We start from the raw sequence: 20,090 nt of genomic DNA on the forward strand, positions 1-20,090 counted from the left end.
TCTAAATATTGTAAATCTTAATTTTTCTAATTAGAAGGATGTGCTATTACAGGACAATTTATAATTGCATTACTAGCATTTAATCCAAAAACATATGGATTCTCTGGTCCAGCATCAGGTGTAAAACTTACTACCCAACCTGCATCTATCAATGATTTTAAATCTTCAAAACTTGTAATTCTTCTTCTTTTATTTTGATCAATTGCTTCTTGTGTCCATTTACTGATATGTGCATCCCAAAGTGGACTATAATTATTTCCATTTTCTAAATTATTATTAGGCTCAATCGGGAAAACATTAATTGGGTCTTTTGGCGCTAAAGCTCCAGAACCATTTTGATCACTCAAAATTGCAGAACTTAAACCTTGTCTTTGCGGATCATCAATTCCATCAATTCCATTTCCAACTGGTGAAAATCCTAACAAAGCAGATTCATCTCCTATACTTGAAAAACCAAACTTTGGAACATTTGCTAATCTTGGAGCATGAATTCCTAACTCAATTGTAGCAGGAACTTCATTTACAGCATCTGTTACTAAATGATAATAATAAGGTGTTCCTCCTTGAAAACCATCTAAAATTTGTAAAGTAACTTTAAATTCATCTTCATCAATAGAATTTTCTCCATCTGGAAGTCTATCATGAACTCCAGTTTCATTTTTCACAGGACTTAAGTTTAAAACTAAATTACTTGGAAGAACAACTACTGGCGAATAATCTGAATCTCCAACTGCTCCTGGTTGTGCAATCCTTGGAGGAAATGCAAAATCTCCTTCTCCTGGTTCAATATATCTTACTGGTGAAAAATCTACGTGTCCTTTAAAAACAGCTCTTCCATCAGAATCAACTGTTATTTTTTGTTCACCTCCAGAGTTTCTTGCAAATTTCAATTTTGGACTATAATTAATTCCCATTCTTCTTGCAATACTATAATCTGAAGCTTCTGTAATAATATAATAAACAGTTCCACCTAAAGGTCCAACTCCTTTAAAAATAGGTAAAGTTACAGTTGGTGCACTATGATCTAAATTTATCGAAAGTGCATTTTGCATAAATACATTTTGTGCTGGAGTAAAATTACTTGGCGCATCCGGATTGAATAAATCTCTTCCTGAATCTTGTTTGTAAGTAGCCAAAAGCGCATTGATTTCTTGATTTGCCAAAGGAACATTTAAATCTGGATCTTCAACAATTGGTTCTACAGGAGTTTGTCCACCATCATCATCATCTGAACAACTAGCTATAAGCGAAAAAATTGTAAGAAATACTACAAATAGGTATCTATTTTTCATCATTTTAAAACTTTTTAATTCGTATCCTTAAGTTACTCAATCATTTCGTTAAATAAATCTCAAAAAACATTTCAAACTATAATTTTCACATATAATTAATTCTAAATCAAATATTTAGAATCAAAACAAAAAATTTCTTAAATTTAAAAGTAAACCATTAATTTTCAGATGATTAACAAAAAGTACATTATCGCAATTGACCAAGGAACGAATAGTTCGAGAGCTGCTCTTCTTGACAAAAAAGGAAGAATTGTTTCTTTAGTTCAAAGAAAATGTACTTCTTATTACCCTAAAAAAAATTGGGTAGAGCAAAATCCATTTGAACTTCTTTCTTCTGTTTTAGAATGCATTTCGGAAATTGTAGAAAACAAAAAAGTTTTAGCAAAAGAAATTATAAGTATAGGAATTACAAATCAACGAGAAACAATTGTTGTTTGGGATAAAGAAACTGGAATTCCTGTTTACAATGCTATCGGATGGCAAGATAAAAGAGGAACTTCTATTTGTAACAAATTAAAAAGAAAAAAGCTGCAATCTTTTGTGCATGCTAAAACTGGTTTGATTATCGATCCTTATTTTTCTGCAAGTAAAATTCAGTGGATTATTGAAAATGTACCAGAAGCAAAAAAGAAAATAAAAGAAAATAAACTTTTGGCAGGAACTATTGATTCGTGGTTATTATGGAATTTGACAGAACAAAAAGTTCATGCTACTGATATTTCGAATGCTTCCAGAACAATGTTGTATTCATTTCAACATCTCGATTGGGATGATGATCTTCTGGAATTATTTCAAATTCCCAAAAATATTCTACCTAAAATAAAAGCTTCAGATGCACATTTTGGATATTTTAAAGCGAATAACATCAAAATTCCAATCAAAGGAATTTTAGGAGATCAGCAAGCTGCTTTGTTCGGACAGATGTGTTTTGAAAAAGGAAAATTAAAAAACACTTACGGAACAGGTTGCTTTCTTTTGATGAATATCGGTGAAAAGGTTACTTATTCTGAAAGTGGTTTAATTACAACTGTAGCTTGGAAAATAAAAGGAAAAACAACATATGCTTTAGAGGGAAATGTTTTCGTTGCTGGAAGTGCTATCGAGTGGTTGATTTCAAATTTACAATTAGTTCAAAATGTTTCTGAGTTGGAAAAAGAAATCACCTCTTCCAAAGAAAGTTCTGCTGTTTTTATTCCAAGTTTTTCTGGACTTGGTTCTCCTTTTTGGAATATGAAAGTAAACGGAGCGATGTTCAATCTGAATTTCAACACTACAAAAGAAGATATTATTAAAGCAACTTTAGAATCGATTGCGTATAGAACTAAAGATATAATTGAAGTAATGGAATCCGACACAAAACAAATAATTTCTGAAATCAGTGTGGATGGTGGGGTTTCTAAAAGTGATTATTTGATGCAATTTCAATCGAACATTTTAAACAAAAAAATAAAAAGAAATGCAAATACAGAGTCAACCATTATGGGAGCTGCTTATCTTTCCGGAATTGCTTCAGGTCTTTGGACTCTTGAGTCTTTGAAAAATATTAAAAACAATAAAACTATTTTTTCACCTAAAATTTCTATTCAAAAAAGAGAAAAACTTTCAGAAAAATGGACAAAAGCTGTAAATAGTTTAATTCAGTTTAAAAAATGAGAAATACTTTTTCCTTTAAAGATAGAAAAGAAATCCTTCAAAATTTAGAAAATGAAACTTACGATGTTTTAATTATTGGTGGAGGAATCACCGGAGCTGGAATTGCCTTAGATGCAGTTTCTAGAGGGATGAAAACTGCTTTGATTGAAAAAGGAGATTTTGCTTCTGGTACAAGTAGTAAATCCACAAAATTAATTCATGGTGGACTTCGATATTTAAAACATTTTGATTTCTGGTTGGTTTATGAAGTTGGATCTGAAAGAGCAATTGTTCACAAATTAGCACCTCATTTAGTAGTTCCAAAGAAAATGATTCTTCCGATAATAGAAGGAGGAACTTATGGAACTTGGCTAACTTCTGTTGGTTTAAAAATTTATGATTTATTAGCGCATGTTTCTGAAGAAGATAAAAGAAAAATGCTTACTAAAAATGAAACTTTAGAACTAGAACCACTTCTTTTAAGCGATGCATTAAAAGGTGCAGGATATTATGCCGAATATAGAACAGATGATGCTAGACTGACTTTGGAAGTCATAAAAACAGCTGCGTATTTTGGTGCTTCTATCTTAAATTATTCTGAGGTAAAAGAATTTATTTATGAAAATAATAAAGTAAATGGTGTTCGGGTTTTTGATACTATTTCTGAAAAAACAATCGAAATTAAAGCAAAATACATTGTAAATGCTGCTGGTCCTTGGGTAGATTCACTTCGAGAAAAAGATGATATTTCCACCGAAAAACAATTACAACTTACTAAAGGAATTCACATTGTTGTAGACCATGAAAAATTGCCTTTAAAAAACGCTATTTATTTTGACGCTCCAGACGGAAGAATGCTATTTGCAATCCCAAGAGAGAACAAAACTTATATCGGAACTACGGATACAAAATATGATGAATCTTTAGAAAATATCAAAGTTTCGATGCCTGATGTCTTGTATTTACTGCATTCTGCAAATCATATGTTTTATAATATTCAATTAAGCTTAAATGATATTGAAGCAACTTGGGCAGGTTTACGACCACTGATTTTACAACAAGGAAAGTCTGCTTCAGAGATTTCTAGAAAAGATGAAATTTTTGTTTCCAAATCTGGATTGATTTCTATTGCTGGAGGAAAATTAACAGGATATAGAAAAATGGCCGAAAGAGTTGTGGATTTACTCTCAGACAATTTTAGAAAACAACATCGACAAAAATTCAAATCAATTCAAACACATAAAATTCCTTTAACCAAAAATAAATTCAAGAATAATGAAGAAGTAGAAAAATACATTGATACTATTTTTTTCAAACTAAAATATTTGGAAAATGGACTTTTGGAAGCTAAAAGATTGGTACATACCTTCGGAAAACAAACAGATGAAATCTTAAAAATTGCTTGTATTAATAACGAAGAATTAACGATTGAAGAGATTTTAAAAGCAGAAATTCAATATTCGATAGAAAATGAAATGGTAATAAAACCTGAAGATTTTGTTGGAAGAAGAACTAGCTTACTTCTCTTTAATATCGAAAAACTTAAGGAACAAAAAGAGTTAATTTTAAATGAGTTTTCAAATTACTTTTCTTGGAATGAAGAACAATTTGAAGAAGAAAAAAAGAAATTAGATCAGTTAATTTACGACACTTCTAATTTTTACTAAAAACAAGTTTATCAACAAGTTATCAACAACTAACTTTTCCCACATCCACAGTCGGAAGAACAATTGGAACCTTTGTTTTTCTTCTTCGACTTTAAAATATATTTTTTAACCAAATAAAAAATAGCCAAAGCTAGAGCGATATATACAAGTATCTTTTGCATGAAACAAAATTACAAAAAAAGCAACAACCTAAACAGATTGTTGCTTTTCTATATGTGTTAAAATTAAATATTACTCGTGTAATTTTTTAATTCCCATGTTATAAAGTGTGAATGCATAAATATCTGCATACTGCTCGATCGTTTTAGAAACTGGTGTTCCAGCTCCGTGACCAGCATTTGTTTCAATACGAATTAAAACAGGGTTTGATCCAGTTTGTTTCGCTTGTAACTCCGCAGCAAATTTGAATGAATGCGCAGGTACTACTCTATCATCATGATCTCCAGTTGTAACCATTGTTGCAGGATATTCAACACCTTTCTTCACATTATGAACAGGAGAATAACCTTTTAAGTAGTTAAACATTTCTTGAGATTGCTCAGAAGTTCCGTAATCATAAGCCCATCCAGCTCCAGCTGTAAATGTGTGGTAACGTAACATATCTAAAACTCCTACAGCAGGAAGTGCTACTTTCATTAAGTCAGGACGCTGTGTCATTGTAGCTCCAACTAATAAACCTCCATTTGATCCTCCTCTGATTGCTAAATAATCTGGAGTAGCATATTGATGCTCGTTTAAGTAGTTTGCAGCAGCGATGAAATCATCAAACACATTTTGTTTTTTCATTTGTGTTCCTTCATCATGCCATTTTTTACCATATTCTCCACCACCTCTTAAGTTAGCTACAGCGTAAACACCACCGTACTCTAACCAAACAGCGTTTGCGATACTGAAAGAAGGAGTTAAACTAATGTTGAATCCTCCATATCCGTATAAGATTGTTGGATTTTTACCATCTAATTTTATTCCTTTTTTATAAGTAATAATCATAGGAACTTTTGTTCCATCTTTTGAAGTATAGAAAATTTGCTTAGACTCATAGTTATCACTATTGAAATCGATAGCAGACTTTCTGTATAACTCAGATTTTCCAGTTTTTGGATCAAATTTATAAGTTGTTCCAGGAGTTACATAATTTGTAAAAGAATAATATAATTCTTTAGCATCTTTTTTTCCTTTGAAACCACTTACAGTTCCAATTCCTGGTAATTCGATTTCACGAACTAATTTTCCGTTATAATCATATTGTTTTACTTGAGAAACAGCATGAACCATATATTCAGCGAAGAAATATCCTGCTCCTTTTGTTGGCTCTAATACATTTTCAGTTTCAGCGATAAAATCTTTCCAGTTTGCAGGTGCTGGATTTTTAGCATCTACAGTTACAATTCTCTTGTTTGGAGCATCTAAATTTGTAACGATATAAAGTTTATCTCCTTTATTGTCGATTACATAACTGTCCGAATCAAAATTTGTAACAACTGGTACAATTTTAGAATTTGGCTTCGAAATATCTTGAATATATAACTCATTTCCTGAAGTAGAAGTTGCAGCTGTGATTACTAAGAATTTATTATCTCCAGTAACCGAACCTCCAACATATCTTCTCTTTTGATCTAAACCAAAAATAACTTTATCATCACTCTGAGGTGTTCCAAGTTTGTGGTAGTATAATTTGTGCTGGTCTGTTTTTGCAGAAAGTTCACTTCCTTTTGGCTTGTCATAACTAGAATAATAGAATCCTTCATCAGCTTTCCAAGAAATTCCTGTGAATTTTACATCTACTAAAGTATCACCAATAACTTTTTTATCTTCAACATTCATGATGATGATTTTTCTCCAATCAGAACCACCTTCAGAAATTGAATATGCTACGATTTTTCCACTTTCAGAAAAAGAAACTTGTCCTAAAGAAGTTGTTCCATCAGCAGCAAATTTATTTGGATCTAAGAAAACCTCAGCTTCTCCTTCTCCTTTTTGTCTATATAAAACAGATTGGTTTTGTAAACCATTATTTTTGTAGAAATAAGAATAATCTCCTTCTACAAATGGAGCTCCAACTTTCTCGTAATTCCAGATTTTTTCTAATCTTTCTTTGATTTCATTTTTATATGGAATCTTGTTTAAATAATCGAAAGTAAGCTTGTTTTCTTCTTTTACCCAAGCTTCTGTTGCTGGAGAACGGTCATCTTCTAACCAACGATAAGGATCTTTTACTTGTGTTCCGAAATAAGTATCTACTGTATCTACTTGTTTTGTAACTGGATACTTAAGACCTTGAGCAGTGTCTTTTTTCTCCTCTTTATCTGGTGAAGAACATGATATTCCCATAGCTCCAATGATTGTTGCTATAACAATGTTTCTCATTTTGTTATTGAATTTATAATTTGATTTTTAACAAATGTAACTAAAATAAACGAATGTTATTTAGAGTAAATATTAATAATCCGAAGCCTAATTTAGTTTTATTTTTTATTTAAAATTTTAATTTTTTGGCGTAATTATTGATAAGAAATTTTCGTTTTTAATCAAAACATTTAACAAAATCATAAAAATTTAATTAATATAATTTATTTCTTGTCTTTATTATAAAATATAACTTACTTTGCATTTCAAAGTACTTTAATCATGAACACAGAAAATTACTTAAAAGACATCTCTGAAATCAAATCTATCATGAATAAATCTACTAAGTTTTTATCGCTTAGCGGATTGTCTGGTATCTTAGTAGGAATTTATGCTTTAATTGGCGCATATGTAGCTTATGAAATGATTAGTGAATATTCAGCAGAGATAGGAAAAACAAGATTTAATTATGTTTCTATTTTGAGAATTAAATTAATCCTTGTTGCTTTTTGTGTTCTGGCTGTAAGTATTGCTACAGGTTTTGTTCTGACTTATAGAAAGGCGAAAACAAATAACGAATCTATCTGGAATGGTTTGACCAGAAAACTGCTTGTTGATTTTTGTGTTCCTTTATTTACTGGTGGATTAGTTTGTTTGATTTTAATGTCTAAAGGATATTATGGAGTAATTGCTCCTGCAACCTTAATTTTTTATGGTCTTTCTCTTTATAGTGCTAGTAAATATACTGTTGGTTCTATTAAATATTTAGGTCTTGCTGAAATCATTCTTGGACTTATTTCTTTTAATTATATCGGATACGGAATCACTTTTTGGGCTATAGGATTTGGAATTTTTCATATTATTTATGGAATCATCTTTTATTATAAACACGATAGAAATTAACCAAAAATGAAACTTCACAGAGTAGCATATTTATCTGCCATTGCATCTTTTATTATCGGAACAATATTCATGGTATTATTCTTTACCACTTGTTCTATTAAAATAGCATTAGCAGCTTATTACTATACTTTAATTGCTGGAGTTGTCAATTTTGCACTATTCATTTTATTATTACTTGCATCGCTTTCCAATAATAAATTGAAGAAAAAATACTTTAAAGGTTCCATTGCTTTATTTTCAAATATCCCAGTGGTTCTTATATATATTTATTTTATAAATATTTTATCGGATACAATTCGAGTAGAATTCGTCAATGTTTCGGATCAAGTAGTGGAAAACTTAAAAATCTCTGGTTGTGAAAATATGTTGATTTCAAAAATTGATCAAAAGGAATCGGATACACGATGGATCATGGTGAAAAAAACATGTCATATCAAAATTGATTATGAATTGGACGGAATTCAATATTCTGAAAATATTTTAGAAAACGTAAGCCCAAGAATGGGACGAAAACTATCCTATGCTGTAGGTTTACCAAAAAAAGATTAATAACTTTAATTTTAAATATTTACTAAAAATCATGATAAAAAACGATACTCTTATTACATTTGCACCCTGCTAAACTAAATCTGAAATGAAAGATATTCTTTTACATATTAATAAAACATTTGATCACAGGATTCGACTGGGTATTATGAGTGCCTTAGTTGTAAACGAATCTGTAGATTTCAAATCGTTGAAAGAATTATTGGGAGTTACAGACGGAAATTTGGCAAGTCATTTAAAAGCTCTTGAAAAAGAAGCTTTTATTTTGGTTCAAAAACAATTTATTGGACGAAAACCAAACACAAAATATTCTGCAACTCTTAAAGGTAAAGACGCGTTTAAGAAACATATTGATGCTTTAGAACAAATCATCAAATCAAGTCAACTATAATTTTTTTTGTTATTTTACTTTGTATTTCAAAGTTCTTTTAAAATATTTCAAACTATGAAAAATAACCTTATTATTACCTACAATATTGTTTTAGCAATATTATTTACAATCCTTTTTTTGAATAAAAATATTGGGTTAAACCTTGCAATTTTTGGAATTGTGTTTACACCTTTTTTATTATTAAGCCATTTGAAAAACAGTCGAAATCCGAAAACTATATTCTCAGGAATCTTATTTTTAGGACTTTCTATAGTTCCGTTTTTTCATCAATCTTTTTATGTCTTTTTAGCTTATTTTATTTCACTATTTCTGTTTATAGGAACTTTAATTAATACTCAGAATAGTTTTATTACCAAAATAGCTAATGGTTTCTACAATACTATTTCACTTTTAAACCTAAAAAAGAAAAGTAAAAACCATAAAATGAATTTAGGAAAACTTGGCTTTTATTTTATTCTTGTTGGAGTTTCAGCAGTTGTAGGAATTATTTTTATTCTTCTTTATAGTAGTTCCAATGAAAAGTTCGCTTCTTTATTTGAAAACATCACAATTCGTTTTGATTGGATTCTTACAACAGCTGCTGCTTTTACAGTCATTTATAAATTATCTTTTTCGGATACATTAAAATCGATTACAATTTTGGATTTAAATTCTCCAATCCAGCTTTTGAAAATTAAAGAAAACTTAAAAGAACAAAAAAGAAAAATCTATGAAACACAAATTGGAAATAGTCTTCTTATTACTTTGAATATTATCTTGATTTTTAATTTGATTACCTTTCTTATGGAACCAATAATCATGAAAGAATCTACACTTTCGGATGCTGTACACAAAGGAGTCAATACGCTAATTATTTCCATCATTTTTGCGATAGTGATTATTCTTTATTTTTTCAGAGGAAATATCAATTTTTATGAGAAAAACAAAAGTCTAAAGATTTTAAGTTTTATCTGGATAGTTCTAAATATTTGTCTTGTTTTTACAATTATTTATAGAACTACGCAGTATATACAATATAGTGGATTTACTTATAAACGTTTCGGAGTAATTCTATTTTTAAGTGCTACATTTGTTGGTCTTTGTACCACTTTTCTAAAAATTCAGAAAAAGAAAACAATTTGGTATTTAGTAAGAACCAATTTTCAGGTAATCGGTATTTTCTTGTTATTAGTTTCATTTTTTAATTGGAATAAAATCTTTACGAAATACAATTTATAACATACAGAAGTGCAAGACATCGAATATATTTTTAGAATCCATTACGATATACAAATTTTAAAAAAATATAGCGATTCACATTCTATTCCAGAAAATATTAAATCTGTCATCGATTATGAATATGATTATCATAAGTTAAAAAATGAAAACCAATCATGGCAAGAATTTACATACAATCATTTTGCAGAAAAATAAAGGGGAGAAATTAAATTGAAAAAGAAAAACTAAAAAGGATTATGATATTTTTTATCATAATCCTTTTTAATTTGCAAGTTTTAAACCTACAATCCCAATAATAATAAGGGAAGCGGAAAGTAAGCGTAAAATATTTGAAGAATCTCCAAAAAATATAATTCCAATTATTAAAGTTCCTACAGCTCCAATTCCTGTCCAAACTGCATATGCTGTTCCTATTGGAATTTCTTTTTGAGCCATCCATAAAAAATAACCACTTAAAATCATTGCAAGTACTGAAAGTGAAATTCCGTAGATTTTAAAATTTGCTTTTGTTTGAGAAAGCTTTAATCCAAGAGGCCAACCAATCTCAAATAATCCTGCTATTATTAAATAAATCCAACTCATCATATTATCAATTTAGTATATAATAAAATAATACAATTATCTGTTATTTATAACAATATGTGTGATTTTTTTCAAACGTTTGCTTACATTTGAAAAATAACACAAAAAAAAACTTTAACATTTAAATTGTTAAAGTTTTTTATGTAATATTGCGTTAAAATTTAGTTTTGTTGCCCCATGAAATATTTTTATAGTTTTCTTTTAGTATTAATTCTACCAATCGTAGCGAGTGCACAGGTTGTACCACCACCAACACCACCAGATGATTATCCTTCACCAATTGTGAATCCTCCACACCTTCCTATTGATTCTAATATTATTATGTTAGTTATCGCTGCTGTAGGTTTAGGAGTTTATACCATTTATAAAAAGAAATTAAAGCTTCAATAAGCGAGCGACATATTTCCCAACAACATCAAATTCAAGATTAATTCTTGTACCGACTTTGAAGGTATGGAAGTTTGTATGTTCATAAGTATATGGAATAATTGCAACACTAAATTCATTATCTTTTGAATTTACGACAGTTAAACTTGTTCCATTTATGGTGATCGAACCTTTTTCTATAGTTACATTATTTTTGTTTGGATTATAAGAAAAAGTAAAAATCCAGCTTCCATCCTCTTCCTTTATATTAAGACATTCTCCTGTCTGGTCTACATGTCCTTGTACGATGTGACCATCTAAGCGATCTCCAAGTTTCATGGCTCTTTCTAAATTTACAATAGCATCAATTTCCAAATCTTCTAGATTTGTTTTTTCTAATGTTTCTTGAATTGCTGTAACTGTATATTCATTATTATTAATAGCAACTACTGTCAGACAAACCCCGTTGTGTGCAACACTTTGGTCGATTTTTAATTCTGATGTTATAGTACTTTCTATTGTATAATGAACGTTTGTTCCTTCTTTTTCTATGTTTTTAACTCTTCCTAGAGTTTCAATAATTCCCGTAAACATGATAATTAATTTTATTGTTTATTTTTGGTACTTCAAAAATAATAATAATCATTGTACTATAGGTAGGTTATTGTTGGATTATGTTTTGGTTTAAGTTTTTAATGCATTAGGGATTGCAGCGGCATCCTTTTTTTGCCTTTTTTCATACTGTTGGTTTGGCAAAAAAGATATAGCGGAAAGCCCGACCCGAGATTCCTGAGCGAAGTGTAACAAAGTCGAAGGATGAGGGGAATGTCCAAATAAAAATTTTTATCGCAAGTTTTACCAATGAAAATGAATACCTTTACTTATCTAGTATTAGTATAATAAATAATCTCGTTGATGGAGAAAGAGAAAAAAATAAAAGTTGGAATCTCTATTGGAGATTTAAATGGAATAGGCTCTGAAATTATTTTAAAAACATTTGCGGATAAGCGTATGTTAGATTTTTGCACACCTGTTTTGTTTGCTTCTTCCAAAGTTGTGTCCTTCTATAAAAAAACTTTGAAATTAAATATTCAGACGCAAGGGGTTACCGAAATGAGTAAAGTAATCGATGGAAGATTTAACGTTTGCAATATTTGGAAAGATGAAATTACTATTTCCTATGGAAAACCTTCTAAAGACGCAGGAAAATATGCATTTCTATCTTTAGAGAAAGCCACGGAAGCTTTGAAAAATAAAGAAATTGATGTGTTGGTAACGGCTCCTATTAATAAGGATAATATTCAGTCGGAAGAATTTAACTTCCCAGGACATACGGAATATTTGGAATCTAAATTGGAAGGAGAGTCTTTAATGATATTAATGACAGATGAGTTACGAGTAGGATTAATTACAGGGCATATTCCTATTTCTAAAGTGGCGGAAACGATTACGCCAGAACTTATTCAGAAGAAAGTAGATATTATGTATCAATCTTTGGTGAAAGATTTTGGAATAAATAAACCAAAGATTGCTATTTTAGGTTTAAATCCTCATTGTGGTGACCATGGTGTTATTGGAAATGAGGATGATGAAATTGTACGACCAACTATTGAAAAATATTTGGATGAAGGAAAGCAAATTTATGGACCTTATGCTGCTGATAGTTTCTTTGGTTCTGGTACTTATAAAGAGTTTGATGCTGTATTAGCAATGTATCATGATCAAGGTTTGGCTCCTTTCAAAACAATTGCTTTTGGAAATGGCGTGAATTATACTGCTGGTTTAAGTGAAATAAGAACTTCTCCAGATCATGGAACTGCTTATAATATTTCAGGAAAAGGAATGGGAGATGAAAGTTCATTTAAAGAGGCATTATTTCAAGCTTTAACGATTCATAAGAAGCGAGAAGAATATAAAGCCTTGACAAAAAATGTATTAAAAGTTAAAAAAACTTCGTAGCAACGATATTTTTTTAATTCCATACTAGGAATTAATGATAATTTTATATCTTTGCACGCTCAAATTGATGTTTAAGATGAAAGAATTGAAAACATTTAATATTCCGTTTGTCGGATTAAAAGAAACAAAACACCAATTTGAATATCAAATTGATAAGGCGTTCTTTGAGCATTTTAATTTTGATGAAGACTTTGAAAATGTGGATCTAAAAGTAGATTTAGAATTCAACAAAAAAAGCACTATGTTTGAGCTTTTATTTAAAGTTTCAGGTGTTATCAGATTAAATTGTGACTTGACAAACGAATTATTTGATTTAGAAATTACTGGGGAATTACCATTGATAGTAAAGTTCGGAGAAGAATACAATGACGAGAATGAAGAAATCTTAGTCCTTCCGAGAACAGAATTTCAATTAAATGTTTCGCAGTTTATTTATGAATTGATCGTATTATCTATTCCGCAAAAAAGGATTCATCCTGGAGTAGAAGATGGAACTTTAGAGTCGGATGCTTTAGAAAGATTAGAAGCATTTGCTCCAAAAGAAGTAGAAGAAGAATCAACAGACGAAGAAGAGTATGTTGATCCAAGATGGGAAAAATTAAGAAAGTTAAAATAATATAATTAATAAATATAGCAATGGCACATCCTAAGAGAAAAATATCAAAACAAAGAAGAAATAAGAGAAGAACTCATTATAAAGCTTCTGTTCCTCAAATCGCTGTAGATCCAACAACAGGAGAGGCTCACTTATACCACAGAGCTCACTGGCACGAAGGAAAATTATACTACAGAGGACAAGTAGTTATTGATTCAGAAGAAAGTGTTGAAGCTTAATACAACATATTAGGAAAACATTATTGGAAAAACCCTCATTATTGAGGGTTTTTCCTTTTTTTTTGCCCAAAAAGAACGAAAATTTCAATTTTAGGGCTATTTTTTGAATAAAATTTTATTACTTTGGCTTTCATTTTCAGATGAAATAAGATTGTAAATTATGAGCAAAATAACTGCAGCAATTACTGCCGTTGGAAAATATGTACCAGAATACGTGTTAACTAACAAAGAGTTAGAAACAATGGTAGATACAAACGACGAATGGATTGTTACTAGAACCGGAATAAAAGAAAGAAGAATCCTGAAGAAAGAAGGTGCAGGAACTTCATATATGGCGATAAAAGCCGCAGAACAATTAATAGAAAAGAAAAATTTAGACCCTACCGAGATAGATTTAGTAATTGTTGCTACTGCAACTCCAGATATGTTTGCAGCTTCTACAGCAGCTTACGTTGCGAGTAAAATTGGTGCAACAAATGCTTTTGCTTTTGATATCGAATCTGCATGTTCAAGTTTTTTATATGGAATGTCTTTAGTTTCAAGTTATATTGAATCTGGAAGATATAAAAAAGTATTATTAATAGGTGGAGATAAAATGTCTTCAATTATTGATTATACAGATAGAGCAACTTGTATCATCTTTGGAGATGGAGCTGGAGCTGTATTATTTGAACCAAACGAAGAAGGGTTAGGTTTGCAAGATGAATACTTACGTACGGATGGTGCTGGAAGAGAATTTTTACATGTTGAAGCTGGAGGATCTGTAATGCCTGCAACAGAAGAAACTGTAAAAAACAAAAAACATTTTGTGCATCAAGAAGGAAAAACAGTATTTAAACACGCTGTTTCAAACATGGCAGATGTAAGTGAGAAAATGTTAACTAGAAACAATCTTACAAATGATGACATCCAATGGTTAGCTCCACATCAAGCTAACATGAGAATCATCGAAGCTACTGCAAAAAGAGTAAAATTAGACATGTCTAAAGTAATGGTAAACATCCATAATTATGGAAATACTACTTCAGGTACTTTACCGTTATTAATTGCAGACTACGAAACTAAATTAAAAAAAGGAGATAATATTATATTCGCTGCATTTGGAGGTGGATTCTCTTGGGGATCTATTCTTTTAAAATGGGCTTATGATTCAGAATAATTAAATCAAAACTAAACGAATATGGATATAAAAGAAATTCAAAATCTGATTAAATTTGTAGCAAAATCAGGGGCAAGTGAAGTAAAACTTGAAATGGAAGATGTAAAACTTACGATTAAAACTGGTCCGGAAAAAACGGAAACTACAATCGTACAACAAGCTACTCCAATGGCGATGCCACAACAAATGGCAATGCCAGCTGCTGCACCTGCGGCTACTCCAGCTGCTGCTGCGCCTGTTGCTACTCCAGCTGCAGAAGAAGCTAAACCAGCAGAAGACGACTCTAAATATATAACAATTACTTCTCCAATCATTGGAACTTTCTATAGAAAACCATCTCCAGACAAGCCTGTATTTGCAGAAGTTGGTGATGAAGTAAAACCTGATTCAATTGTATGTATCATTGAAGCAATGAAATTATTCAATGAAATCGAATCAGAAGTTTCTGGAAAAATCGTAAAAGTATTAGTTGAAGACTCTTCTCCAGTAGAGTTCGGACAACCATTATTCTTAGTAGATCCATCTTAATAAACTTCAACATTTTGTTGAATTAATCTGAAGTAATTATGTTTAAAAAAATATTAATTGCCAATAGAGGTGAAATCGCTTTACGTGTAATTAGAACATGTAAAGAGATGGGAATCAAAACTGTTGCAGTATATTCTACAGCCGACGCTGAAAGTTTACATGTTAAATTTGCTGATGAAGCTGTATGTATCGGACCTGCACCAAGTAGTGAGTCTTACCTAAAAATGTCAAATATTATTGCTGCAGCAGAAATCACAAATGCTGACGCAATCCACCCAGGATACGGTTTCTTATCAGAAAACGCTAAATTTTCAAAAATCTGTGATGAGCACGATATCAAATTTATCGGTGCTGCACCAGAAATGATTGATAAAATGGGTGATAAAGCTTCTGCAAAAGCTACTATGAAAGCTGCAGGAGTACCAACAATTCCAGGATCAGAAGGTTTATTAGAAAGTTTCGAAGAAACTGAAAAATTAGCTGACGAGATGGGATATCCAGTAATGCTTAAAGCTACTGCCGGAGGTGGTGGTAAAGGAATGAGAGCTGTTTGGGAAAAAGAAAACCTAAGAGATGCTTGGGATTCTGCTCGTCAAGAAGCTGGAGCTGCATTCGGAAATGACGGAATGTACATGGAAAAATTAATCGAAGAGCCTCGTCACGTTGAAATTCAAATCGTTGGAGATTCTTACGGTAAAGCATGTCACTTATCTGAAAGAGATTGTTCTGTTCAGAGACGTCACCAAAAATTAACAGAAGAAACACCTTCTCCATTCATGACTGAAGAATTACGTCACAAAATGGGAGAAGCTTCAATCAAAGCTGCAGAGTATATCAAGTACGAAGGAGCTGGAACAGTGGAGTACTTAGTAGACAAACACGGAAACTTCTACTTCATGGAGATGAATACTCGTATTCAGGTAGAACACCCTATTACAGAGCAAGTTATTGATTTTGACTTGATCCGTGAGCAAATCTTAGTTGCTGCTGGTGTGCCAATTTCTGGAAAAAACTACCTTCCAAAACTTCATTCAATCGAATGTCGTATCAATGCTGAAGATCCTTATCATGATTTCAGACCTTCTCCAGGGAAAATTACTACTTTCCATGCGCCAGGAGGACACGGAGTACGTTTAGATACGCACGTGTATGCTAATTACGTAATTCCACCAAACTACGATTCAATGATCGCTAAGTTAATTGTTACTGCTCAAACAAGAGAAGAAGCTATTAACAAAATGAAAAGAGCATTAGATGAATTCGTAATTGAAGGTATTAAAACTACAATTCCTTTCCATAGACAATTAATGGATCACCCGGATTATGTTGCGGGGAACTATACTACAAAGTTCATGGAAGATTTTGAAATGAAGTAAAATATATTTCAAAACATACATAAAATGTAAAATATTAAGAAAAGGATGCAAATTTCTGCATCCTTTTTTTTATTTTCTTGAATAATTCAAAAAAATACCTTACATTTCGGATTAATAATCTGTAAATCAACTAATAAATGACTACAAAAAACTATACTTTGGATGGTATTGATAAAACCATTCTTAAGTATTTGATGGATGATGCTAGAATTCCTATTTTAAAAATCGCTAGAGAAATCGGTATCTCAGGAGCGGCAATTCATCAAAGGTTAAGAAAAATTGAATCTGCAGGGTATATTTTGGGATCAAAATATATCATTGATCCGAAAAACTTTGGGTATAATACGATGGCGTTCATCGGTATTTATTTAGATTCAGGAAATCATCATGCTTCTGTATTGAAGAGTTTAGACAAAATTCAAGAAGTATTGGAAAGCCACTACACAACTGGAAATTATTCTATTTTCATTAAAGTAATGTGTAGAGACAATGAACATTTGTTGGAACTTTTAACTAATGAAATTCAGAAAATTAAAGGTGTTGCTAGAACAGAAACTATTCTTTCATTAGACCAGCAAATCAACAGACAAATTGATATCTAATCAATTTAAAAGTACATGGTAAAAATTAAAATATGAATTACTAATTTATAGCATTATTGTTGTAGATATATATTTTTAGATTATTTCTAAAAATTGATGAAAAATGAAGAAGTAAAAGTTATCTAATAATTCCTAAATAAAATGTTTATCATGTACTTGTTTTTTCTTTAAAAAACAAAATCATTAAAATTTAAACAATTATCTTTTTTAAAGAAACAACCCCTATTTTCTTTTTGAAGAATAGAATTTTCCACAATTAAATAAGCAGTACTCAACATATTTCGAAGTTCACACAAAGGAATATTGATTTTTGTTGTTTTATACATTTGCTCCACCTCCATAAATAATTTCTCAATTTTCTTTTTAACTAAAAAAAGATCTTTATTAGTTCTTTCAACTCCAACATTTTGAAGCATTAATTTTTGCAAATAGTAAGTTAAATCCTCTACCCTCTGAAAATCTATCGCATCTGTTTTATGTAAATAATTCCACTCAGGTAATTGAATCTTTGGTCTTTCTAATTTTTCTTCTTTCAAATATTCAAAAATATTATGCGCATAAACCAAAGCTTCTAACAAAGAGTTTGAAGCCAATCTATTTGCACCATGCAAACCAGTTTTAGAACATTCTCCACAAGCAAAAAGGTTTGTAATAGAAGTTTTCCCTTGTTTATCAACTTCAATTCCGCCACAAGAATAATGTGAAGCAGGAACTACAGGAATCCAATCTTTTTCAATATTTACTCCAATACTTAAACATTTCTCATAAATTGTAGGAAAATGATTTTTAAATGCATCCATCTCTAAATGTGTACAATCCAAATAAACACATTCTCCTTTAGTAAGTTTTATCTCTTTTTCAATACTTTGCGAAACAATATCTCTAGATGCCAATTCCAATCGAGCATCATATTTCTTCATGAATCGCTCTCCTTTTTTATTTCTCAAAAAAGCTCCAAAACCACGAACAGCTTCCGAGATTAAAAATGCATTTCCATCCTTTTTCTCATAAAGAGCTGTCGGATGAAATTGAACAAATTCCATATCAGAAATAGATGCTTTTGCTCTGTAAGCCATCCCTATTCCATCTCCAGTAGCAACACTCGGATTTGTGGTATGACCGAAAACTTTACCTATTCCTCCAGAAGCTAAAATAGTTGCATTTGCATGAATCGAAATAATTTCTTCACTTTTTTTATCTAAAATATAAGCTCCGAAACATCGAATTTTCTCATAAAGATCTCCCAATAATTGATGTTCTGTAATCAAATCAACTGCAAAATGATGGGAAAGTATTTTTACATTCTCTAAAGATTCTAGTTTCCATAGCAATTTTTTTTCTATCTCGAATCCTGTTTGATCTTTATGGTGTAATACTCTATATTCAGAATGCCCTCCTTCTCTACCTAGATCGATGTTTCCTTGTTTATTTTTATCAAAAGCTACATTCCAAGCTAATAAATCTTTTAACCGATCAATTCCTTCTTCTACAACCATTTTCACCACTTCTCTATCTGAAGCATAATCTCCAGCAATCATGGTATCTTCTATATGTTTTTCTAAGGAATCTTTTTCAAAATTTTGTACGATTGCAATTCCTCCTTGTGCATATTTAGTATTCGATTCTTCTTTGGTTGATTTTGTAACAATCACCACTTTTTTTTCAGGCGAATTTTCTGCCATTTTTATAGCAAAACTCAAACCTGCAATTCCTGAACCTATTACTAAAACATCACAATTCATCCTACATTATTTTGAAAGTTCTAACATTCTCTCGATTGGTAATAAAGCTTTTTCTGCTATTTTTTCATCCACATTTACCTCTGGACTTTCTTCTGCAATACACTTATATAATTTCTCAAGCGTATTCATTTTCATATATCCACATTCGCTACAAGCACAAGTATTATCTTCTTTTGCTGGCGCAGGAATCAAAGTAACTTCTGGAACTCTTTTCTGCATTTCATGAAGAATTCCAACTTCTGTGGCAACAATATATTTCTTCTCTGGATTTTCCTTTACATAATTTAGCATTCCAGCCGTAGAACCAACATATGAAGCAGTTTTCAAAATATGTGCTTCAGATTCTGGATGTGCGATAATGGTAGCATCAGGATGTTTTTTGTGCAATTCAATTAATTTATCAATTGAAAAAGCTTCGTGTACCAAACAACTTCCATCCCACAGTACCATATCTCTTCCAGTTTCTTTCATGATATATGCTCCTAAATTTCTATCTGGAGCAAAAATTATCGGTTGATCTTCTGGAATAGAATCAATAATTTTCAATGCATTTGAAGAAGTACAAACGATATCTGTCATCGCTTTTACTTCTGCACTACAATTTACATAAGTAACTACTTTATGATCTGGATGTTTATCTAAAAACTTCTGAAAAGCCTCAGGTGGGCAAGAATCTGCAAGCGAACAACCTGCATTTAAATCTGGTAAGACAACTTTTTTGGAAGGGTTTAATATTTTAGCGGTTTCTGCCATAAAATGAACTCCTGCAAACACAATAATATCTGCATCTGTTTCGGCTGCTTTTTGAGAAAGCCCTAAACTATCTCCTACATAATCCGCTATTTCTTGAATCTCTGGAAATTGGTAATAATGAGCTAATATCACTGCATTTTTTTCCTTCTTCAATCTTAATATCTCTTCTTTAAAATCCATTATTCGTCCAATCT

Annotated in this window: 22 protein-coding genes; 15 read left to right on the forward strand and 7 right to left on the reverse strand. The window is 30.9% G+C overall.

Annotated features, from left to right (window positions below; translation table 11 throughout):
• Positions 1-26: 26 nt before the first annotated feature.
• Positions 27-1,295 (reverse strand): hypothetical protein, encoded by a 1,269-nt coding sequence (locus I0K12_RS19105; RefSeq protein WP_196889751.1) that lies wholly within the window; start codon positions 1,293-1,295, stop codon positions 27-29.
• A gap of 165 nt (positions 1,296-1,460) precedes the next feature.
• On the opposite strand from I0K12_RS19105, the gene glpK reads away from it, so the two are divergent.
• Together glpK and I0K12_RS19115 are read left to right on the forward strand one after the other, a co-directional pair.
• Entirely contained in the window at positions 1,461-2,945 is a 1,485-nt protein-coding gene (gene glpK, locus I0K12_RS19110; protein ID WP_231372808.1) for a glycerol kinase GlpK, read from the forward strand.
• Entirely contained in the window at positions 2,942-4,591 is a 1,650-nt protein-coding gene (locus I0K12_RS19115; protein WP_196889752.1) for a glycerol-3-phosphate dehydrogenase/oxidase, read from the forward strand. The genes glpK and I0K12_RS19115 overlap by 4 nt, the downstream gene beginning before the upstream one ends.
• Before the next feature lie 29 nt (positions 4,592-4,620).
• Here I0K12_RS19115 and I0K12_RS19120 read toward each other — a convergent pair whose 3' ends face one another.
• Both I0K12_RS19120 and I0K12_RS19125 read right to left on the reverse strand, forming a co-directional pair.
• Complete coding sequence (locus I0K12_RS19120) at positions 4,621-4,752, reverse strand: FeoB-associated Cys-rich membrane protein (RefSeq protein WP_196889753.1); 132 nt, start codon at positions 4,750-4,752, stop codon at positions 4,621-4,623.
• Positions 4,753-4,822: 70 nt separating this feature from the next.
• Complete coding sequence (locus tag I0K12_RS19125) at positions 4,823-6,958, reverse strand: prolyl oligopeptidase family serine peptidase (RefSeq protein ID WP_196889754.1); 2,136 nt, start codon at positions 6,956-6,958, stop codon at positions 4,823-4,825.
• A gap of 261 nt (positions 6,959-7,219) precedes the next feature.
• Between I0K12_RS19125 and I0K12_RS19130 the strand changes: the two genes are divergently transcribed.
• The 5 genes from I0K12_RS19130 to I0K12_RS19150 all read left to right on the forward strand — a co-directional run bounded on the left by I0K12_RS19130 (position 7,220) and on the right by I0K12_RS19150 (position 10,190).
• On the forward strand, positions 7,220-7,840 hold the full coding sequence (locus tag I0K12_RS19130) for a hypothetical protein (RefSeq protein ID WP_196889755.1): 621 nt from the start codon (positions 7,220-7,222) through the stop codon (positions 7,838-7,840).
• 6 nt (positions 7,841-7,846) lie between these two features.
• Positions 7,847-8,389: a hypothetical protein gene (locus tag I0K12_RS19135; RefSeq protein WP_196889756.1), complete on the forward strand. Its 543-nt coding sequence runs from the start codon at positions 7,847-7,849 to the stop codon at positions 8,387-8,389.
• An 85-nt stretch (positions 8,390-8,474) separates the two neighbouring features.
• Positions 8,475-8,777 carry a winged helix-turn-helix domain-containing protein gene (locus tag I0K12_RS19140; RefSeq protein ID WP_196889757.1) on the forward strand — a complete coding sequence of 101 codons (303 nt, stop codon included), beginning with the start codon at positions 8,475-8,477 and terminating at the stop codon, positions 8,775-8,777.
• Between the two features lie 54 nt (positions 8,778-8,831).
• Positions 8,832-9,995 (forward strand): DUF4153 domain-containing protein, encoded by a 1,164-nt coding sequence (locus I0K12_RS19145; RefSeq protein WP_196889758.1) that lies wholly within the window; start codon positions 8,832-8,834, stop codon positions 9,993-9,995.
• A 9-nt stretch (positions 9,996-10,004) separates the two neighbouring features.
• Positions 10,005-10,190, forward strand: coding sequence for a hypothetical protein (locus tag I0K12_RS19150; protein ID WP_196889759.1), 186 nt, complete (start codon positions 10,005-10,007; stop codon positions 10,188-10,190).
• A gap of 66 nt (positions 10,191-10,256) precedes the next feature.
• Here the strand turns inward: I0K12_RS19150 and I0K12_RS19155 are convergent, their stop codons facing one another.
• Positions 10,257-10,577, reverse strand: a complete 321-nt coding sequence (locus tag I0K12_RS19155) for a DMT family transporter (RefSeq protein ID WP_196889760.1) — start codon at positions 10,575-10,577, stop codon at positions 10,257-10,259.
• Positions 10,578-10,754: 177 nt separating this feature from the next.
• On the opposite strand from I0K12_RS19155, the gene I0K12_RS19160 reads away from it, so the two are divergent.
• Positions 10,755-10,967: a hypothetical protein gene (locus tag I0K12_RS19160; protein WP_196889761.1), complete on the forward strand. Its 213-nt coding sequence runs from the start codon at positions 10,755-10,757 to the stop codon at positions 10,965-10,967.
• Here I0K12_RS19160 and I0K12_RS19165 read toward each other — a convergent pair.
• Positions 10,953-11,537: a riboflavin synthase gene (locus I0K12_RS19165; RefSeq protein WP_196889762.1), complete on the reverse strand. Its 585-nt coding sequence runs from the start codon at positions 11,535-11,537 to the stop codon at positions 10,953-10,955. The genes I0K12_RS19160 and I0K12_RS19165 overlap by 15 nt on opposite strands.
• 321 nt (positions 11,538-11,858) lie before the next feature.
• Between I0K12_RS19165 and pdxA the strand changes: the two genes are divergently transcribed.
• The 7 genes from pdxA to I0K12_RS19200 all read left to right on the forward strand — a co-directional run bounded on the left by pdxA (position 11,859) and on the right by I0K12_RS19200 (position 17,401).
• Positions 11,859-12,902, forward strand: a complete 1,044-nt coding sequence (pdxA, locus tag I0K12_RS19170) for a 4-hydroxythreonine-4-phosphate dehydrogenase PdxA (protein ID WP_196889763.1) — start codon at positions 11,859-11,861, stop codon at positions 12,900-12,902.
• 76 nt (positions 12,903-12,978) lie between these two features.
• Positions 12,979-13,518 (forward strand): YceD family protein, encoded by a 540-nt coding sequence (locus tag I0K12_RS19175; RefSeq protein ID WP_196889764.1) that lies wholly within the window; start codon positions 12,979-12,981, stop codon positions 13,516-13,518.
• A gap of 20 nt (positions 13,519-13,538) precedes the next feature.
• Complete coding sequence (gene rpmF, locus I0K12_RS19180; protein WP_196889765.1) at positions 13,539-13,736, forward strand: 50S ribosomal protein L32; 198 nt, start codon at positions 13,539-13,541, stop codon at positions 13,734-13,736.
• 160 nt (positions 13,737-13,896) lie between these two features.
• Complete coding sequence (locus I0K12_RS19185; RefSeq protein WP_196889766.1) at positions 13,897-14,895, forward strand: beta-ketoacyl-ACP synthase III; 999 nt, start codon at positions 13,897-13,899, stop codon at positions 14,893-14,895.
• Positions 14,896-14,916: 21 nt separating this feature from the next.
• Positions 14,917-15,423: an acetyl-CoA carboxylase biotin carboxyl carrier protein gene (gene accB / locus I0K12_RS19190; RefSeq protein ID WP_196889767.1), complete on the forward strand. Its 507-nt coding sequence runs from the start codon at positions 14,917-14,919 to the stop codon at positions 15,421-15,423.
• Positions 15,424-15,461: 38 nt separating this feature from the next.
• Positions 15,462-16,799, forward strand: coding sequence for an acetyl-CoA carboxylase biotin carboxylase subunit (gene accC / locus I0K12_RS19195; RefSeq protein ID WP_196889768.1), 1,338 nt, complete (start codon positions 15,462-15,464; stop codon positions 16,797-16,799).
• Positions 16,800-16,936: 137 nt separating this feature from the next.
• Positions 16,937-17,401, forward strand: a complete 465-nt coding sequence (locus tag I0K12_RS19200; RefSeq protein ID WP_196889769.1) for an Lrp/AsnC ligand binding domain-containing protein — start codon at positions 16,937-16,939, stop codon at positions 17,399-17,401.
• Positions 17,402-17,568: 167 nt separating this feature from the next.
• On the opposite strand, the gene nadB is transcribed toward I0K12_RS19200, so the two are convergent.
• Together nadB and nadA are read right to left on the reverse strand one after the other, a co-directional pair.
• Entirely contained in the window at positions 17,569-19,143 is a 1,575-nt protein-coding gene (gene nadB / locus I0K12_RS19205; protein WP_196889770.1) for an L-aspartate oxidase, read from the reverse strand.
• A 6-nt stretch (positions 19,144-19,149) separates the two neighbouring features.
• Complete coding sequence (gene nadA / locus I0K12_RS19210) at positions 19,150-20,076, reverse strand: quinolinate synthase NadA (RefSeq protein ID WP_196889771.1); 927 nt, start codon at positions 20,074-20,076, stop codon at positions 19,150-19,152.
• Positions 20,077-20,090 lie beyond the last annotated feature (14 nt).

The organism is Aureivirga sp. CE67 (assembly GCF_015767245.1).
In the GTDB taxonomy this organism is placed as follows: Bacteria; Bacteroidota; Bacteroidia; order Flavobacteriales; family Flavobacteriaceae; genus Aureivirga.

What these genes read in the sequence shown, in the direction of transcription:
- I0K12_RS19105 (WP_196889751.1), bottom strand. Translation starts at nt 1,295, where the DNA reads ATGATGAAAAATAGATACCTATTTGTAGTATTTCTTACAATTTTTTCG.
- glpK (WP_231372808.1), top strand. Translation starts at nt 1,461, where the DNA reads ATGATTAACAAAAAGTACATTATCGCAATTGACCAAGGAACGAATAGT.
- I0K12_RS19115 (WP_196889752.1), top strand. Translation starts at nt 2,942, where the DNA reads ATGAGAAATACTTTTTCCTTTAAAGATAGAAAAGAAATCCTTCAAAAT.
- I0K12_RS19120 (WP_196889753.1), bottom strand. Translation starts at nt 4,752, where the DNA reads ATGCAAAAGATACTTGTATATATCGCTCTAGCTTTGGCTATTTTTTAT.
- I0K12_RS19125 (WP_196889754.1), bottom strand. Translation starts at nt 6,958, where the DNA reads ATGAGAAACATTGTTATAGCAACAATCATTGGAGCTATGGGAATATCA.
- I0K12_RS19130 (WP_196889755.1), top strand. Translation starts at nt 7,220, where the DNA reads ATGAACACAGAAAATTACTTAAAAGACATCTCTGAAATCAAATCTATC.
- I0K12_RS19135 (WP_196889756.1), top strand. Translation starts at nt 7,847, where the DNA reads ATGAAACTTCACAGAGTAGCATATTTATCTGCCATTGCATCTTTTATT.
- I0K12_RS19140 (WP_196889757.1), top strand. Translation starts at nt 8,475, where the DNA reads ATGAAAGATATTCTTTTACATATTAATAAAACATTTGATCACAGGATT.
- I0K12_RS19145 (WP_196889758.1), top strand. Translation starts at nt 8,832, where the DNA reads ATGAAAAATAACCTTATTATTACCTACAATATTGTTTTAGCAATATTA.
- I0K12_RS19155 (WP_196889760.1), bottom strand. Translation starts at nt 10,577, where the DNA reads ATGAGTTGGATTTATTTAATAATAGCAGGATTATTTGAGATTGGTTGG.
- I0K12_RS19160 (WP_196889761.1), top strand. Translation starts at nt 10,755, where the DNA reads ATGAAATATTTTTATAGTTTTCTTTTAGTATTAATTCTACCAATCGTA.
- I0K12_RS19165 (WP_196889762.1), bottom strand. Translation starts at nt 11,537, where the DNA reads ATGTTTACGGGAATTATTGAAACTCTAGGAAGAGTTAAAAACATAGAA.
- pdxA (WP_196889763.1), top strand. Translation starts at nt 11,859, where the DNA reads ATGGAGAAAGAGAAAAAAATAAAAGTTGGAATCTCTATTGGAGATTTA.
- I0K12_RS19175 (WP_196889764.1), top strand. Translation starts at nt 12,979, where the DNA reads ATGAAAGAATTGAAAACATTTAATATTCCGTTTGTCGGATTAAAAGAA.
- rpmF (WP_196889765.1), top strand. Translation starts at nt 13,539, where the DNA reads ATGGCACATCCTAAGAGAAAAATATCAAAACAAAGAAGAAATAAGAGA.
- I0K12_RS19185 (WP_196889766.1), top strand. Translation starts at nt 13,897, where the DNA reads ATGAGCAAAATAACTGCAGCAATTACTGCCGTTGGAAAATATGTACCA.
- accB (WP_196889767.1), top strand. Translation starts at nt 14,917, where the DNA reads ATGGATATAAAAGAAATTCAAAATCTGATTAAATTTGTAGCAAAATCA.
- accC (WP_196889768.1), top strand. Translation starts at nt 15,462, where the DNA reads ATGTTTAAAAAAATATTAATTGCCAATAGAGGTGAAATCGCTTTACGT.
- I0K12_RS19200 (WP_196889769.1), top strand. Translation starts at nt 16,937, where the DNA reads ATGACTACAAAAAACTATACTTTGGATGGTATTGATAAAACCATTCTT.
- nadB (WP_196889770.1), bottom strand. Translation starts at nt 19,143, where the DNA reads ATGAATTGTGATGTTTTAGTAATAGGTTCAGGAATTGCAGGTTTGAGT.
- nadA (WP_196889771.1), bottom strand. Translation starts at nt 20,076, where the DNA reads ATGGATTTTAAAGAAGAGATATTAAGATTGAAGAAGGAAAAAAATGCA.